Origin of the sequence: Xanthomonas phaseoli pv. dieffenbachiae (genome assembly GCF_008639345.1) — a bacterium.
Lineage (GTDB): Bacteria > Pseudomonadota > Gammaproteobacteria > Xanthomonadales > Xanthomonadaceae > Xanthomonas > Xanthomonas phaseoli.
In genome coordinates this window covers 2202383-2217664 of sequence record NZ_CP041380.1, presented here as the reverse complement: position 1 = coordinate 2217664, position 15282 = coordinate 2202383, and the positions used below count along the sequence as shown (strand labels likewise).

Sequence of the window (15282 nt, the reverse complement as noted above, 5' to 3'; positions counted from 1 at the left end):
GGCATTCGCTTTCACGCCATGCTCAGACGCTTAAAAGCAGCCGACGATCATCCTGCATATTGAAGCGTCGCACCCGCACCCAGCATGTCGCACACGCTGCGCATTACGAAGACCCTCCAACAATGCGCGCATCATCCTGCCGGGCGCCAGCGATCGAGCACACGCTCACAACGCGTACGGAATCACCCGCACGATCTCGCCAGCCTCGAAGCGCCGCGCCTGCTCGGGCAGCACGATCAATGCATTGCTGTCGGCCGCGCCACGCAGCAGATGCGAGGCATCGCCACGGTGCGGCAGCGCGGTCAACCGCCCATCTTCGCCGCATTCCAGGCGCCCACGCAGGAATTCCAGCCGTTCATGGCGCTTGTCCCATGGGCTTGCCAACGCGGCATGCCAGACCGGGCGCGGCTCGCTGCGCCCCTGCAATCCATCCAGCAACGGCACGCCATAGGCAATCAGCGTTGCCAGCACCGAGACTGGGTTGCCCGGCAGGCCCAGGACCAGGCAGCGCCCAATCTGCCCCAACACCGCCGGCATTCCCGGGCGCATCCGCACGCGCCAGAAGTGGATCTGGCCCAGTTCGCCGATCAGGCGCGGCAGATAATCCTTTTCACCAGCAGACACGCCGCCGCAGGTGATCACCACATCGAACGCGGCGGCCGCATCTTCCAGCATGGTGCGGATGCGCTGCGGGTCGTCCGGCAAGGTCGGCCAGGCGGTCGGCGCATAGCCAAGCGCACGCAGCTGCGCCATCAGCATGTCGCGGTTGCTGTTGTATATCTGTCCGGGGCCGAGCGGCATGCCTGGCTCGATCAGCTCATCGCCGGTGGCCAGCACCGCAATGGTCGGGCGCGGCGCCACCGCCAGGCGCGACACGCCAAGTGCCGCCGCCAAGCCAATCCGCGCTGGCGTCAGCACCTGCCCGGCCTGGATCACCAGGTCGCCGGCACGCACGTCGCTGCCGGCCAGGCGCACCGCGGAGCCCGGTGCAGGCGTGGTCTGAAACCGCACCATGCCGTCGCGTTCGTCGGCATCTTCCTTGGCAATCACGGTATCGGCGCCATCGGGCAATGGCGCGCCGGTGGTGATACGCAGGCATTGCCCAGCGCCCAATGTGCCGGCCCAGCGCTCGCCGGCAAACTGTTCGCCAACCAGCTGCAACGACGCATCGCCGCCAGCAACATCGGCGTGCCGCAGTGCAAAGCCATCCATCGCGCTGTTGGCAAACGGCTGCAGCGCCAGCGGTGCGATCAGGTCGCCGGCAGAGATCCGCCCATCGGCACGCGAGGTGGCGATGTTTTCATCGGGCGAACGATTGCTGGCCGCGACGCTGCGCAGAATCTGCAGCGCCTGCGCATACGGAATACGGGAAGGATAATCGGTCATGCCGCGCAGGATACCAGTGCATCGCCAACGCGAAGGGTAGCGGCGCCACGCGTCGGCAACAGGAGATGGGCCTTGAGAACGCGCTGCGACGCGAGCGAACTTCGAATGCGCCTGCACGCGCGCCACCGTGCCAAGAACGAACACCTGCACGCGCAGGAACTGCCTCACGTGTCGATCGAACGATCGGGAGCATGCACAGAACGTTTAGAACCCTGCCTGCAAGCGGCGAGCTAGCCGCACAGCCCAAAGATCTGCGCGCCTCCCAACCGCCTGAACATCACGCCTCAGGCGGCCTGGGCGCCGTTACTTCCCTTTGACATGCCGCATCAGGCGCCGCTTGCGGGCCACCTGGCGATCTGAGAGCGGATTCTTCTTGCCCTCGTACGGGTTGGCGCCCTCGCGGAAGATGAAACGCACCGGCGTACCAACCAGCTTGAAACGCTTGCGGAAGAAGTTTTCCAGATAGCGCTTGTACGACTCCGGCAACACCTTCAGGCGCGTGCCATGCACGATGAAGGTCGGCGGATTCGCGCCGCCCGGGTGCACATAGCGCAGCTTGGAGACATGCCCGCGAATGCTCGGCGGCGGGTTGGTCTCATAAGCGATTTCCAGCGCCTGGTTCACTTCGCTGGTGCTGAACTCATGCGTGGCCGATGCATGTGCGCGATGAATCGCCTGGAACAGCTCGCGCATGCCCGAGCCGTGCAATGCAGAAATCCGCACCGCCTCTGCCCAATTGACGAAACCCAGCTTGCGCGACAGCAGATCTTCGGCCTGCGCACGCTGGTAATCGCTTTGCCCGTCCCACTTGTTGATCGCCACCACCAGCGCACGGCCGGCATCCAGGATCGCGCCGAGAATCGTCGCATCCTGGTCGGTTACGCCTTCGGTAGCGTCCAGCATCAGCACCGCGACCTGGCATTGCTCGATCGCCTGCAGCGTCTTGAACGCGCTGAATTTCTCGACCGCCTCTTCCACCTTGCCGCGCCGGCGCAGGCCCGCGGTATCGATCAGACGGTACTGACGGCCATCGCGCTCCAGGTCCACCGCAATCGAATCGCGCGTGGTGCCCGGCACTTCCGAGGCGATCATGCGTTCTTCGCCCAGCAGGCGATTGACCAGGGTCGACTTGCCGACATTCGGGCGGCCCACGAAGGCGATCCGCACGCGTGCCGGGTCGTTGTCCAGCAGCTCGCCGGCCCCTTCCTCGGGCAGCCGCGCACCCACCTCGTCGAGCAACTCGTCGATGCCCTGGCGATGCGCGGCAGACAACGCCACCACGTCGGAGAAGCCGTAGCGCGCGAATTCCGAGCGCACGGTTTCTTCGTCGGTGCCGTCGATCTTGTTGATCACCAGCACGGTCGGCCGCGCCAATTTGCGTAACCAGGCCAGGATCTCGTCATCGAGCGAGGACGCGCCCTCGCGGCCATCGACCACGAACAGCACCAGATCGGCTTCGCCGGCGGCGGCGCGTGCCTGGCGCGCCGTGGCTCCAGCAAGACCTTCCTCATCACCGGCGATACCACCGGTATCGACGACGATGAAGGGCTGCTGCTCGTCGAGACGGCAGACCCCGTAGTTACGGTCGCGGGTGACGCCGGGCTGGTCGTGGACCAGCGCGTCACGGGTGCGCGTCAGCGCATTGAAGATGGTGGACTTGCCGACATTGGGCCGTCCAACCAGGGCGACCAGGGGCAGCATCGCAAGGTCCTTATTGTGCCAACCGGAAGGCGGTGAGATCGCCGTCGGTGTTTTGTACCAGCAAAATGCCGTCGACCACCTGCGGCTGCGCCAGCAGCGTATCGCGTCCAGCACGTGCGCGCGCGGCCAGGGCTCCGTCGCTGAGTTTCAGCCAGTGCAGATAACCCTTGTAGTCGCCGACCACGGCGTAATCGCCCTGGATGGCCACACCGGTGAGCGAACGGCGCGCCAACGCAGCCTGCGACCACATCGCCGCACCGCTGCTCTTGTCCAGGCCCCACACCGAGCCGGCATTGTCGGACACCACCACCACGGCCGACGACACTCCAACGCCACCGGCGCCGCCGTGATCGCGCGTCCACAGCGGACGGCCGCTCGGACCTTCCAGCGCGAGGGTTTCATTCTTGAAGCTGGTCGCGTACAGCGTGGTGCCATCCAATACCGGCGCACCATCCACATCGGACATACGCTCCAGCTCGGTACGGCCTTCCGGCACGCCGATGGCCTGCTCCCACAACGGGCGACCGTCCTGCAGCGCCAGCGCACTCAAGGTCCCGCTGTCATTACCAACGAACACCACGCCCGGCCCGGTCACGATCGGCGCGTTGCCGCGAACGGACAAGGTCGGGCCTTCTTCGGCATGGAACCAGCGACGCTCGCCGGTTGCGGCATCGAACGCGGTCACGCGACCGTCGTTGCTACGCACCAGCACCAGGTTCTGTGCGATGGCCGGCGCAGCAATCACTTCGTTCGGTACCTTGGCGCGCCACTTCTCAGTGCCGTCGGCTTGGTTCAAGGCGATCACATCACCGGACAGGCTACCGATCACCACCAGGCCTTCGCCTACACCGGGACCACCGGACAGGCGCTGCTTGAACTTGCGGTCGTTACGCTCTTCCTTCTTGGGCTTGTATTCCCAGACGCGCTTGCCGGTCTGCAGGTCGAGCGCCTCCACGCCACCGGTGATCGCCGCTGCATACACCTTGCCATCGGCCACGGCCGGGCGCTGACGGACGCCGATATGCCCTTCACCCTTGCCGACGCCGGCAGACCAAATCTTCTCGACCTTGACCGACGGCTCGAACTTCACCAGCTCGGCAGGTTCCTGCGCCTTCTTGGCAGCAGCATCCTTCCCGGCGAACCAGCCCTTGACGGTGCTGCAGCCAGCCAGCGACACACCCATCACGGCAATCAACGCAACGCGCTTGTACATATCAACCTGCTTCATCAAATCTGCTCCGCCGGATCGGGCACCTTGCCGCCCACATCCATCAGCTTGGTTTCCAGCAAACGGCGTTGCGGCGAGGCCACCTCCACCGTGGTCAGGGCGCGGGTGTACAGCGCTCGCGCCTTATCCGGCTTGCCCTGCGCGACCAATGCGTCTGCACGAATCTCCAGGCTGGCGTGGTCCTGCGCATCGGCCAGCAGCTTGATCGCTTCGTCGGGCTTGCCGCTTTCAGTCAGCACGCGCGCCAGGCGCTGCTGCACGATCTGCTTGAGCTCGCCTTCGGCCGGCACGTCACGCAAGGTCTTGATCGCCTCGGCGTTCTTGCCGGCATCGACCTGGGCCTTGGCCAGCCGCAATGCCGCCAGCTCGGCGTAAATACCGCCCTTGCCGTCGTCCAGGGCCACGATGTCCTTGGCGGCCTTGTCTAGGTCCTTGGCCTGAATCGACTTCACCACCGCCTCGTAGCGGCCATTGGCCTCGACCAACGCGGTGTTGGTGCGCGTCTGCCACCACTGCCAGCCCAGGATCAGTGCCAGACCAAGCAGGACGCCGCCCACCAGACCCGCGCCATTCTTTCTCAACCAGGAACGAACGCGTTCGCCTTGTTCGTGTTCGTCCAGCAGATCGTCGATCGCCATGCGTACTCTCGCTCCGTCATCCCGGAGGCGCGGAACATCAAAAGGGATAAATGAAAAACCGCAGTCCGCTTCACTCGGAAGCAGGTACCACGGAGCCGTCGGAGGATACCGCAAAACGGGCCACGTTAGCGCGCTGGAACGGTTTCACGTCGACGATACTGCCGCCTTGCTGAACCTGTACCGCCGAGGCATTACCCAGCACGATACGCCCCACCTGACCGGGCGAATACGTGCGTTGTTCACCGGCACGTATCAGGGCTTTTTCGACCGCACTGCCATCCGGTGCCAGGATCTGCACCCAACTGTCGCCGCTGAAACTCAGCGACAAACTGCCGCCGGGAGCAACTGCCGCCGCCGGCGCCTGGGCCGCACGCGGCACCGGGGTCATCGACGCGATATACGGCGCCGGCTGCTCGCGCGGCGCGGCAGCTGGCTGCGTTGCTGGATTGCCTGGCGCAGCGGACTTTGCAGACTCCGGCATGCTGTCCAAGGACACCGTGCTTGGCGCCTTGCCATCCAGATGCGAGCGCGTCGCATACCAGACCGGTACCGCAAACACGCCGGTAATGACCACATACATGGCCTTGCGCGCGGTGCTTTCGAGAATGCGCCGCGCACGCGGCGTATGCGTATGACTGACCAACTTGACCGGCTCGATCGGCGCAATGGTGGCCTGCCGCAACAGCGGCTCCAGATCGACCTGCAACAGGCGCGCATAGCTGCGCAGCTGCCCGCGCACGAACACCGGCGCGCCCAGCCGCTGCCAGTCCTCCTGCTCCAACGCGTGCACAACACGTGCCGGCATGCGTAGCTTGCCGGCCACTTCGTCCACACTCAGACCTGCTGCCTCGCGCGCTTCGCGCAAGTGCTGTCCGCAGCCCTTTTCCTGCTCGAAAAGGTTCGGATTGGAATCACTGATCACAATGCATTGGCCCCGGGAGTAGCGGTCGCTGCGTCAGGGAATTCCTTGACCAACCGCTGTTGATAACGGCCGGCAGCTACCTTGTCGCCTAGCCCTTGCTCAATCTGAATGGCGAGTTGTAACACGGAAGCAGTTGCCGGTGCAGCCGCAAGGCGGCGTTCGATAAAAGCGCGGGCTTCGAAACAATTGCGGCGCCCGGCTTCCAGCCGTGCCATCGACTCGAGCGCATACGGATTATTTGGATCGAGATCGAGCGCTTTGCGCAGATCGCCCGCTGCGCGCTCAGGCTGTCCTGCCTTGAGCGCGCAACCGCCGGCATTGCCCAAGGCAGACGCAGGCGAGGCATATGTGCGGTCGGCCAGTGCACGATCGAACCAGGTCAACGCTTCGGCAGGCGAGCCATTGGCGCACAACCAGGCACCATAGTTATTCAGCACGTCGCCGCGTTGCGGCGCGAGGTCTGCAGCCTGCCGATACGACGCACCAGCCGCCGCCGTATCGCCCCTGGCGCCCTGAATCAAGGCCAGCAGACCGATGGCATCCACCGACTGCGGGTCTTTTTTCAAGGCGGCGCGCACCTGATCTTCGGCGCTGGCGTAATCGCCGGTCTGCAGCCGATTGCGCGCCAGACCCAATTTCTCCTGGACAGCCAGGCGATTCTTGGTGGCCTTGTCGTCGCGGAACGAGTACACCGGGGCGACTTCTTCCACGCTCTTGGCCGAGCCGGCCTTGGCATTGCGACCACCGCAACCGACCGCGCTCAGCGCGATCGCCACGGCCGCCATTAACGCAAGTTCACGCTGCCGCATCTCGATCGGCCTGCCCTTCCAATGTGCGGCGGAACTCCGCCTGGCGACGGGTACGGTCCATGACCTGCCCCTTGAGCTGCCCGCATGCGGCGTCGATGTCGTCGCCGCGGGTGCGGCGAACCATCGTCAACACCTGCGCATCGAGCAGTATCTTCTGGAACGCGCGAATCTCGGTCTCGCCCGAGCGCTCATAGCGCGTGCCAGGAAACGGGTTGAACGGAATCAGATTGACCTTGCCGGCGTCCTTGGACTGCACCGCGTTGTCGAACTGCCGCATCAGCCTGGCCAACTGGCGCGCATGCTCCGGCTGGTCGTTGATGCCTTTCATCAACGTATATTCGAAGGTCACCGAGTCGCGCTTCTTGTTGCCGCGCAGATAGCGCGCGCACGACTCCATCAGCTCGGCGATCGGGTATTTCTTGTTCAATGGCACCAGGCTCTCGCGCAGCGCGTCGTTCGCCGCGTGCAGCGAGACCGCCAGCGAGACGTCGCTTTCGGTGGAAAGTCGGTCGATCATCGGCACCAGACCGGAGGTCGACAGCGTGACCCGCTTGCTGGCCAGCCCGTAGCCAAGATCGTCGCGCATCACGCTCATCGCGCGCACGACGTTATCGAAATTCATCAGCGGCTCGCCCATGCCCATCATCACCACATTGGTGAGCCGGCGCTGCTGGTGCGGCACATTACCCAGGTGGCGCGCCGCGACCCACACCTGACCGATGATTTCGGCCGTGGTGAGGTTGCGGTTGAAGCCCTGGGTGGCGGTCGAACAAAAGGTGCAGTTCAAGCCGCAGCCGACCTGGGAGGACACGCACAGCGTGCCGCGGCCCTTGTCGGGGATATACACGGTCTCGATGGCGTTCTTGCCGTCGGCTCCCATGGCCAACAGCCATTTGTGGGTACCGTCGGCCGAGGGTTTATCGAACACCACGTTCGGGACCAGGACCTCGGCATGCTGGTGCAACTTCGCACGCAGCGCCTTGCCGAGGTCGGTCATCTGGTCGAAATCGGTGACGTAGCGATGGTGGATCCACTTCATCACCTGATGGGCACGGTAGCGCGCCTCGCCGAGCGTGTCGGCGAAGAAGCGCTCCAAACCCTCGCGATCGAGGTCGAGCAGGTTCTGCTTGCGCACCGGCGATGCGGGGACGGGAACGTCCTGCAGCACGGAGGGGATCACGACCTCATTCACGATTCGACTCACTCGGCCTCAGCGCGAGACCACTTCGGTGGCAGCAAAGAAATACGCGACTTCGTTGGCAGCGTTCTCGACCGAGTCCGAGCCATGGGCGGCATTGGCATCGATCGAATCGGCGAAATCGGCGCGGATGGTGCCCGGCGCAGCGTCCTTGGGATTGGTCGCGCCCAGCAGGTCACGGTGTGCGGCAACGGCGTTCTCGCCTTCCAGCGCCTGGATCATCACCGGGCCGGAAATCATGAACTCGACCAGGGCGTTGAAGAACGGACGCTCGCGATGCACGGCGTAGAAGCCTTCGGCCTCACGACGCGACAGCTGCTTGTACTTGGCGGCCACGACCTTCAGGCCAGCCTTCTCAAAGCGGCTGTAGATTTCGCCGATGACGTTCTTGGCAACGGCGTCGGGCTTGATGATGGACAGGGTGCGCTCCAGCGCCATGGGAAGTTCTCCGTTGGGCGGGCCACTGAAGGCCCGAGGTTATCATGAAAAAACCCGCGACAAAACGCGGGCTTAGGCTTCTTTGCGATGGTCAATTCTATCTCGTCAACGATTCGTTTGCACACCGCCCCCTGAATCGTGCTGCGTTGCGACATGACCAGCTTGCAGGCGAGCCCGTAGACTCAAACAATCGTTTGATTGAGTCCTGTCTTCGCGCATGCCCAAGCCCGCCCACTTCTCCACCAAGGACCGCATTCTCGGTGCGGCCGAGGAGCTGTTCGCCCAGCACGGGTTCGCCGGCACGTCGCTGCGCCAGCTCACCACGCAGGCCGACGTCAATATCGCAGCGGTCAACTATCACTTCGGCTCCAAGGAAAACCTGGTCAACGAGGTGTTCCGTCGGCGCATGGACGAAATGACCGCCGCGCGCCTGCAGCAGCTGGAACTGGCGAAGAAATCGCAGCCCGGCGAGCTCACGGCCGTGCTCGCTGCCTTCGTCGAGCCGGCGTTGGCCATGGCGCAGGACCGCCAGAACGGCGGCGCGTTCGTACGTGTGATTGCGCGCGCCTACGCAGAAAAGAACGACAACCTGCGCAAGTTCCTGTCCGATCACTACGGGCATGTGCTGCGCGAATTCGGCAAGGCCATCGCCGGCTGCGTGCCGGGCTTGAGCAAGGAAGAGCTGTACTGGCGGCTGGACTTCCTGGCCGGCGCATTGACCTATGCCATGGCCGATTTCGGACTCATCAAGCGGCCGGCGGGCGTCAGCGAGGCCGACCATCGTGCGCGCGCGGCGCGCGAACTCATTCGTTTCGCGGAACCTGGGTTCCGCGCTCATTCCACACCGTAAACGTTCCACAAGAGGCCTACCGCTATGTCCAACCCGTTGCTAGTCCGTCGCGCCGCCGTGCTCGGTGCCGGCGTCATGGGTGCGCAGATTGCCGCGCACCTCACCAATGCCGGTGTCGACACCGTGTTGTTCGACCTGCCCGCCAAGGAAGGCCCGCAAGACGGCATCGTACTCAAGGCGATCGCCAATCTCGGCAAGCTGAGCCCCGCCCCGCTCGCCAGCAAGGCGCTGGCAGAAGCGATTACGCCGGCCAACTATGAGAGTGGCCTGGAACAGTTGCGCGACTGCGACCTGATCATCGAAGCGATCGCCGAACGCATGGACTGGAAGCAGGACCTGTACAAGAAGATCGCCCCGTTCGTGGCCGATCATGCCGTGCTGGCGTCCAACACCTCCGGCCTGGGCATCAACAAGCTCTCCGACGTGCTGCCTGAGCAGCTGCGCCACCGCTTCTGCGGCGTGCACTTCTTCAACCCGCCGCGCTACATGCACCTGGCCGAGCTGATTCCGGCCAAGGGCACCGACAAGGCCGTACTGGAAGGCCTGGAAGCGTTCCTGGTCACCACGCTCGGCAAAGGCGTGGTGTATGCCAAAGACACGCCGAACTTCATCGGCAACCGCATCGGCGTGTTCTCGATCCTGTCCACCATCCATCACACGCAGGAATTCGGCCTGGGCTTCGACGAAGTCGATGCGCTGACCGGCCCGCTGGTTGGCCGGCCCAAGTCGGCCACCTATCGCACCTCAGATGTGGTCGGCCTGGACACCATGGCGCACGTCATCAAGACCATGGGCGACACCCTGCCCGACGATCCGTGGCACCAGTACTTCAAATCACCCAAGTGGCTGGATGCGCTGATCGCCAAGGGCGCGCTGGGCCAGAAGGTCGGTGCCGGCATCTTCCGCAAGGTCGGCAAGGACATCGTGGTTGTCGATCTGGAGAAGCAGGACTATCGCCCGGCCGATCGTAGCGCCGCGCCGGAAGTGGTCGAGATCCTCAAGATCAAGAACCCGGCCGAGAAGTTCGCCAAGCTGCGCGAAAGCCAGCACCCGCAGGCGCAGTTCCTGTGGGCCACCTTCCGCGACCTGTTCCACTACAGCGCCTACCACCTGGCCGATATCGCCGAGACCGCACGCGACGTCGACCTGGCAATCCGCTGGGGCTACGGCTGGTCGCTGGGCCCGTTCGAAACCTGGCAGGCCGCGGGCTGGAAGCAGGTGGCGCAGTGGATTGCCGAAGACATCTCCAACGGCAAGAGCATGAGCAGCGCGCCGCTGCCGAACTGGGTGTTCGACGGTCGCGATGGCGTGCATGGCGCCGAAGGCTCGTACAGCCCGGCGCGTGACGCCAAGCTGCCGCGCTCCGCGTTGCCGGTGTACAAGCGCCAGCGCTTTCCCGATCCGCTGCTGGGCGAGCAGTTCTCGCCGGGCGAGACGGTGTTCGAGAACGACGGCGTGCGCATGTGGCACGACGGCGACGACATCGCGGTGGTCAGCTTCAAGACCAAGATGAACACCGTCTCCGACCATGTGCTCAATGGCCTGCAGGAAGTGGTGGGCCGCGCGGAGAAGGATTTCGCCGGTCTGGTGATCTGGCAGCAGAAGGAGCCCTTCTCGGCCGGTGCCGATCTGGCCGGCGCGCTGGGCTTGCTGCAGGCCGGCAAGGTCGATGCGTTCGAAGCCCTGGTCGCCAATTTCCAGGCCACCAGCCAGCGCATCAAGTACGCGCAGGTGCCGGTGATCTCGGCCGTGCGTGGCCTGGCGCTGGGCGGCGGCTGCGAATTCCAGATGCACAGTGCCAAGACCGTGGCCTCGCTGGAGAGCTACATCGGCCTGGTCGAAGCCGGCGTCGGCCTGCTGCCGGCTGGTGGTGGTTTGAAGGAAATCGCGGTGCGTGCCTCGATCGCCGCAGGTCCGGGCGGCGATGTGTTTGCCGAGCTGAAGAAGACCTTCGAGACCGTGGCAATGGCCAAGGTCTCCAACTCGGCCGTCAATGCCAAGGAACTGGGCCTGCTGCGCGCCACCGACAAGGTGGTGTTCAACAGCTACGAAAGCCTGCACATCGCCAAGGCCGAAGCGCGCGCACTGGCAGAGGGTGGCTACCGCGCGCCGCTGCCGGCACGCCGCATCCAGGTCGCCGGCGACGTCGGCATCGCCACCTTCAAGATGCTGCTGGTCAACATGCTGGAAGGCCGCTTCATCAGCGAATACGACTACGAAATCGCCAGCCGCATCGCCACGGTGGTCTGCGGTGGCGAAGTCGATCGCGGCGCACTGGTCGACGAAGAGTGGCTGCTGAAGCTGGAGCGCAAGCACTTCGTCGAACTGGCCCAGCAGGAAAAGACCCAGGCGCGGATTGGGCACATGCTCAAGACCGGCAAGCCACTCAGGAACTGAGAATCGGGAGTGGGTAATCGGGAATGGGTAAAAGCCCAACCGACTCCCCGCTTCTCCCAATTATCTGCCGGGTGATGAAGATGGCGAACTCAGGCGAATCCGCACTTGCGATTCCCGATTCCCCACTCCCCATTCCCGGCTATCGGAGATAGCCAAATGAGCAAGCAGATCCAAGAAGCCTACATCGTTGCCGCCACGCGTACGCCGGTCGGCAAGGCGCCGAAGGGCGTGTTCCGCAATACCCGTCCAGACGACATGCTGGCGCACGTGCTGCGCGCCGTGGTCGCGCAGGCGCCGGGCATCGATACCTCGCGCATCGACGACGCCATCATCGGCTGCGCCATGCCCGAAGGCGAGCAAGGCATGAACGTGGCGCGCATCGGCGTGTTGCTGGCGGGCCTGCCCAATTCGGTGGCCGGCCAGACCATCAACCGCTTCTGTTCGTCCGGCATCCAGGCCATTGCCATGGCCGCCGACCAGATCCGGCTGGGCAATGCCGACCTGATGCTGGCCGGCGGCACCGAGTCGATGTCGATGGTGCCGATGATGGGCAACAAGGTGGCGATGTCGCCAAGCGTGTTCGCCGACGACCATGTGGCCATTGCCTACGGCATGGGCATCACTGCCGAGAAGGTCGCAGAAGAGTGGAAAGTGTCGCGCGAAGACCAGGATGCGTTCGCGCTGGCCTCGCACCAGAAAGCGATCGCGGCGATTGCCGCCGGCGAGTTCCGCGACGAAATCAGCCCGTACGAAATCCACTCGCACCAGCCCGACCTAGCCGGCAATGTGATCGCCCTGCGCAAGCGCCTGGTCGACACCGACGAAGGCCCGCGTCCGGACAGCTCGCTCGAGGGCCTGGCCAAGTTGCGCCCGGTGTTCCGCAACGGCCAGTTCGGCGGCAGCGTCACCGCCGGCAATTCCTCGCAGATGAGCGATGGCGCCGGTGCGGTGCTGCTGGCCTCCGAGCAGGCAATCAAGGATTACGGCCTCACCCCGCTTGCGCGTTTTGTCAGCTTCTCGGTGGCCGGCGTGCGCCCGGAAGTCATGGGCATCGGCCCGATCGCCGCCATCCCCAAGGCGCTCAAGCAAGCCGGGCTGACCAAGGACCAGCTGGACTGGATCGAACTCAACGAAGCCTTCGCCGCACAGGCCTTGGCCGTGATCCGCGACAGCGAGCTGGACCCCTCCAAGGTCAATCCGTTGGGCGGCGCAATCGCCCTCGGCCACCCACTGGGCGCCACCGGCGCAATCCGTGCTGCCACGCTGGTGCATGGCCTGCGCCGTCGCCAGCAGAAGTACGGCATGGTCACCATGTGCATCGGCACCGGCATGGGCGCTGCGGGCATCATCGAAGCGCTGTAAGGCCTGAGCCTGGCAATGCGGGATCGGCGGCGCTGCCGCTGGCGTGCTGCAGATCAAGCGGTCAACGAAGGCGTGCGCAAGCACGCCTTCGTCCGTTCTGCTCGGTGCTGACGAACAGCCAATTCGCGCTGCAGCGAAAGATTCGTGCTGCGTATCGGCCAAAGGCGCCAGGCGCACATCGGCAGCGGGGGCATCGACGTGCCGCCGCCACAGACTGCCAATCAGACTGCCTTGCAGCGACGGTTGCGTTGTTGGCACGCAGCAAACTCAGCACACGGGTGCCAGGCGACCCGACGCAGCAAGGCACCGCTGCACATTTGCCGACCTCGCGCTACCGCCGCCAGGACACGGGCCGCAGCCTATCGAGCAACCAGCCACTGTCCGGCGCGCGCACCGGCAAACACCAATGCCAGCCCAGCCACCAGCGTCACCGCCAGGTAGATGCCGATCATCGTCGAGCGGTCGCTGCGCGCAAACACCAGGCACTCCATCATCAGCGACGAAAACGTGGTCAGCCCACCGATCACGCCAACGATCAACAAGGCCCGCAGCGGCCAGCTCGACGGCCCGCGTGCATCCAGCCAGACCAGCAACACGCCGGCCACGAACGACCCGAGCAGGTTCACCGTCAGCGTTCCCCACGGGAAGCCGGTACCGAAGCGCTGGATCAACGAGGCACCGATCGCAAAACGCAAGCCCGACCCCAGTGCGCCACCGGTCATCGCCAGCAACAGCTGCTGCCACCACACCGGTGCGTTCATGCGCGCGCCCCGCGACCAGAACGTGGCTTCGAAAAAAAAGTGTGCGACATCGGCGTCATCCTTCCAGAGTCAAGAGCGATGCCGGGGCACAGGCCTGCCGCCCCGGCGGGGTGGGCAGGCATCATCAGCGCGCAGGGTGCGTGCGGTTCGAGGAGGAATGCCATCTCCTGTGCGGCCGATTATGCCGTGGGCTTGCCGGCCTTGTCAGCCCTTGCCTGCGCGCGCGCCTCGCGCAGCCGATCGAGCTTTTCCTTCAGCTTGATCTCCATCCCGCGCGGCACCGGGTTGTAGTACACGCGCTCGCCCATCACATCCGGGAAGCCGGTCTGATCCAGCGCAATGCCGCCCTCGGCATCATGGTCGTACTGGTAATCCTGGCCGTAGCCCAGCGTCTCCATCAGCTTGGTCGGTGCGTTGCGCAAATGCAGCGGCACCTCCTGCGTGCCGGTGGCGCGCACTTCGGCCTTGGCCTGATTGAAGGCAGCATAGCCGGCGTTGGATTTGGCAGTGCTGGCCAGGTACAGCACCAGCTGTGCGAATGCCAATTCGCCTTCCGGGCTGCCAAGGCGCTCGTAGATGTCCCAGGCTTCCAGCGCCATGCTCTGCGCGCGCGGATCGGCCAGGCCGATGTCCTCGATCGCCATGCGGGTCAACCGACGCGCCAGATACGCCGGGTCGCACCCGCCATCGAGCATGCGCGTCAGCCAGTAAAGCGCTGCATCCGGGTTGGAGCTGCGTACGGACTTGTGCAACGCCGAAATCTGGTCGTAGAACTGCTCGCCGTTCTTGTCGAAGCGGCGCGTGCGGTCGGCCAGCACCTGCAGCAACGTCTGCGGCGTGATCTCGCCACCTTCGCCCGCCGCCAGTTCCGCCGCGATTTCCAACAGCGTCAGTGCCCGACGCACATCGCCGTCGGCGGCGCTGGCGATTTCCAGCAGCGACGCTTCGCTGACCTGGATCGTCTCCGCCCCCAAGCCGCGCACCGCATCGCGCAAGGCACGCTGCAGGGCTTCGACGATATCCTGCGGCGACACGCCTTCCAGCACATGCACGCGGCAGCGCGACAGCAACGCCGAGTTCAACTCGAAGGACGGGTTTTCAGTGGTCGCACCGACGAACAGAATCGTGCCGCGTTCGATATGCGGCAAGAACGCATCCTGCTGCGCCTTGTTGAAGCGATGCACCTCGTCGACGAACAACACGGTGCGGCGCCCGCCGGCAAAACGCTGCGCCGCCTCTGCCAGCACCTGCCGCACGTCCGGCAAGCCGGAGAGCACGGCCGAGATCGCCTTGAATTCGGCGTCGGCGTAGTGCGCAAGCAACAAGGCCAACGTGGTCTTGCCGCATCCCGGTGGTCCCCACAGGATCATGGAGTGCACACGCCCGGATTCGACCGCGCGCCGCAAGGCGCTGTCTGGCGCCAGCAATCGCTTCTGGCCCACCATCTCGTCAAGCGTGCGCGGCCGCATCCGCTCTGCCAAGGGGCCCATGGCGCTGCGATCGACATGCAGCAGATCGGGTGTGATCGAGTCGGGACGTTTGGCTTTGCTCACCCCTTCATTCTACCGCCTGCGCCTGATGGACGTTCCACA

13 protein-coding genes and 1 riboswitch are annotated in these 15282 nt (G+C 64.7%); of the genes, 3 read left to right on the top strand and 10 right to left on the bottom strand.

Annotated elements, in window-relative coordinates; genetic code table 11:
• Positions 1–165: 165 nt before the first annotated feature.
• The 8 genes from FLG15_RS10095 to ndk form a co-directional block, all read right to left on the bottom strand.
• Positions 166–1386 carry a molybdopterin molybdotransferase MoeA gene (locus FLG15_RS10095; protein WP_057678126.1) on the bottom strand — a complete coding sequence of 407 codons (1221 nt, stop codon included), beginning with the start codon at positions 1384–1386 and terminating at the stop codon, positions 166–168.
• Positions 1387–1689: 303 nt separating this feature from the next.
• The gene (der, locus tag FLG15_RS10090; RefSeq protein WP_003482878.1) at positions 1690–3087 is read right to left on the bottom strand and encodes a ribosome biogenesis GTPase Der; all 1398 of its coding nucleotides are present in this window, start codon (positions 3085–3087) and stop codon (positions 1690–1692) included.
• Positions 3088–3097: 10 nt separating this feature from the next.
• Positions 3098–4315 (bottom strand): outer membrane protein assembly factor BamB, encoded by a 1218-nt coding sequence (gene bamB, locus FLG15_RS10085; protein ID WP_017158303.1) that lies wholly within the window; start codon positions 4313–4315, stop codon positions 3098–3100.
• Positions 4315–4953 (bottom strand): YfgM family protein, encoded by a 639-nt coding sequence (locus FLG15_RS10080; protein WP_150146011.1) that lies wholly within the window; start codon positions 4951–4953, stop codon positions 4315–4317. The genes bamB and FLG15_RS10080 overlap by 1 nt, the downstream gene beginning before the upstream one ends.
• 70 nt (positions 4954–5023) lie before the next feature.
• Positions 5024–5875 (bottom strand): helix-turn-helix domain-containing protein, encoded by an 852-nt coding sequence (locus tag FLG15_RS10075; RefSeq protein ID WP_057678128.1) that lies wholly within the window; start codon positions 5873–5875, stop codon positions 5024–5026.
• Entirely contained in the window at positions 5872–6660 is a 789-nt protein-coding gene (gene pilW, locus FLG15_RS10070) for a type IV pilus biogenesis/stability protein PilW (RefSeq protein ID WP_057678129.1), read from the bottom strand. The genes FLG15_RS10075 and pilW overlap by 4 nt, the downstream gene beginning before the upstream one ends.
• A 10-nt stretch (positions 6661–6670) precedes the next feature.
• On the bottom strand, positions 6671–7876 hold the full coding sequence (gene rlmN / locus FLG15_RS10065; RefSeq protein WP_057678143.1) for a dual-specificity RNA methyltransferase RlmN: 1206 nt from the start codon (positions 7874–7876) through the stop codon (positions 6671–6673).
• Between the two features lie 18 nt (positions 7877–7894).
• Positions 7895–8320, bottom strand: coding sequence for a nucleoside-diphosphate kinase (gene ndk, locus FLG15_RS10060; RefSeq protein ID WP_002812972.1), 426 nt, complete (start codon positions 8318–8320; stop codon positions 7895–7897).
• 217 nt (positions 8321–8537) lie between these two features.
• Between ndk and FLG15_RS10055 the strand changes: the two genes are divergently transcribed.
• The 3 genes from FLG15_RS10055 (at position 8538) to FLG15_RS10045 (ending at position 12929) form a co-directional block, all read left to right on the top strand.
• Complete coding sequence (locus FLG15_RS10055) at positions 8538–9170, top strand: TetR/AcrR family transcriptional regulator (protein ID WP_039569836.1); 633 nt, start codon at positions 8538–8540, stop codon at positions 9168–9170.
• A 24-nt stretch (positions 9171–9194) separates the two neighbouring features.
• Positions 9195–11567, top strand: coding sequence for a 3-hydroxyacyl-CoA dehydrogenase/enoyl-CoA hydratase family protein (locus FLG15_RS10050; RefSeq protein ID WP_150146009.1), 2373 nt, complete (start codon positions 9195–9197; stop codon positions 11565–11567).
• Positions 11568–11723: 156 nt separating this feature from the next.
• Positions 11724–12929 (top strand): acetyl-CoA C-acyltransferase, encoded by a 1206-nt coding sequence (locus tag FLG15_RS10045; protein ID WP_003482893.1) that lies wholly within the window; start codon positions 11724–11726, stop codon positions 12927–12929.
• 359 nt (positions 12930–13288) lie between these two features.
• Here the strand turns inward: FLG15_RS10045 and crcB are convergent, their stop codons facing one another.
• Together crcB and FLG15_RS10035 are read right to left on the bottom strand one after the other, a co-directional pair.
• Positions 13289–13690 (bottom strand): fluoride efflux transporter CrcB, encoded by a 402-nt coding sequence (crcB, locus tag FLG15_RS10040; protein ID WP_039569841.1) that lies wholly within the window; start codon positions 13688–13690, stop codon positions 13289–13291.
• A gap of 108 nt (positions 13691–13798) precedes the next feature.
• Positions 13799–13867, bottom strand: a riboswitch (Fluoride riboswitch).
• Positions 13868–13869: 2 nt separating this feature from the next.
• The gene (locus FLG15_RS10035) at positions 13870–15243 is read right to left on the bottom strand and encodes a replication-associated recombination protein A (protein WP_150146006.1); all 1374 of its coding nucleotides are present in this window, start codon (positions 15241–15243) and stop codon (positions 13870–13872) included.
• Positions 15244–15282: the final 39 nt, after the last annotated feature.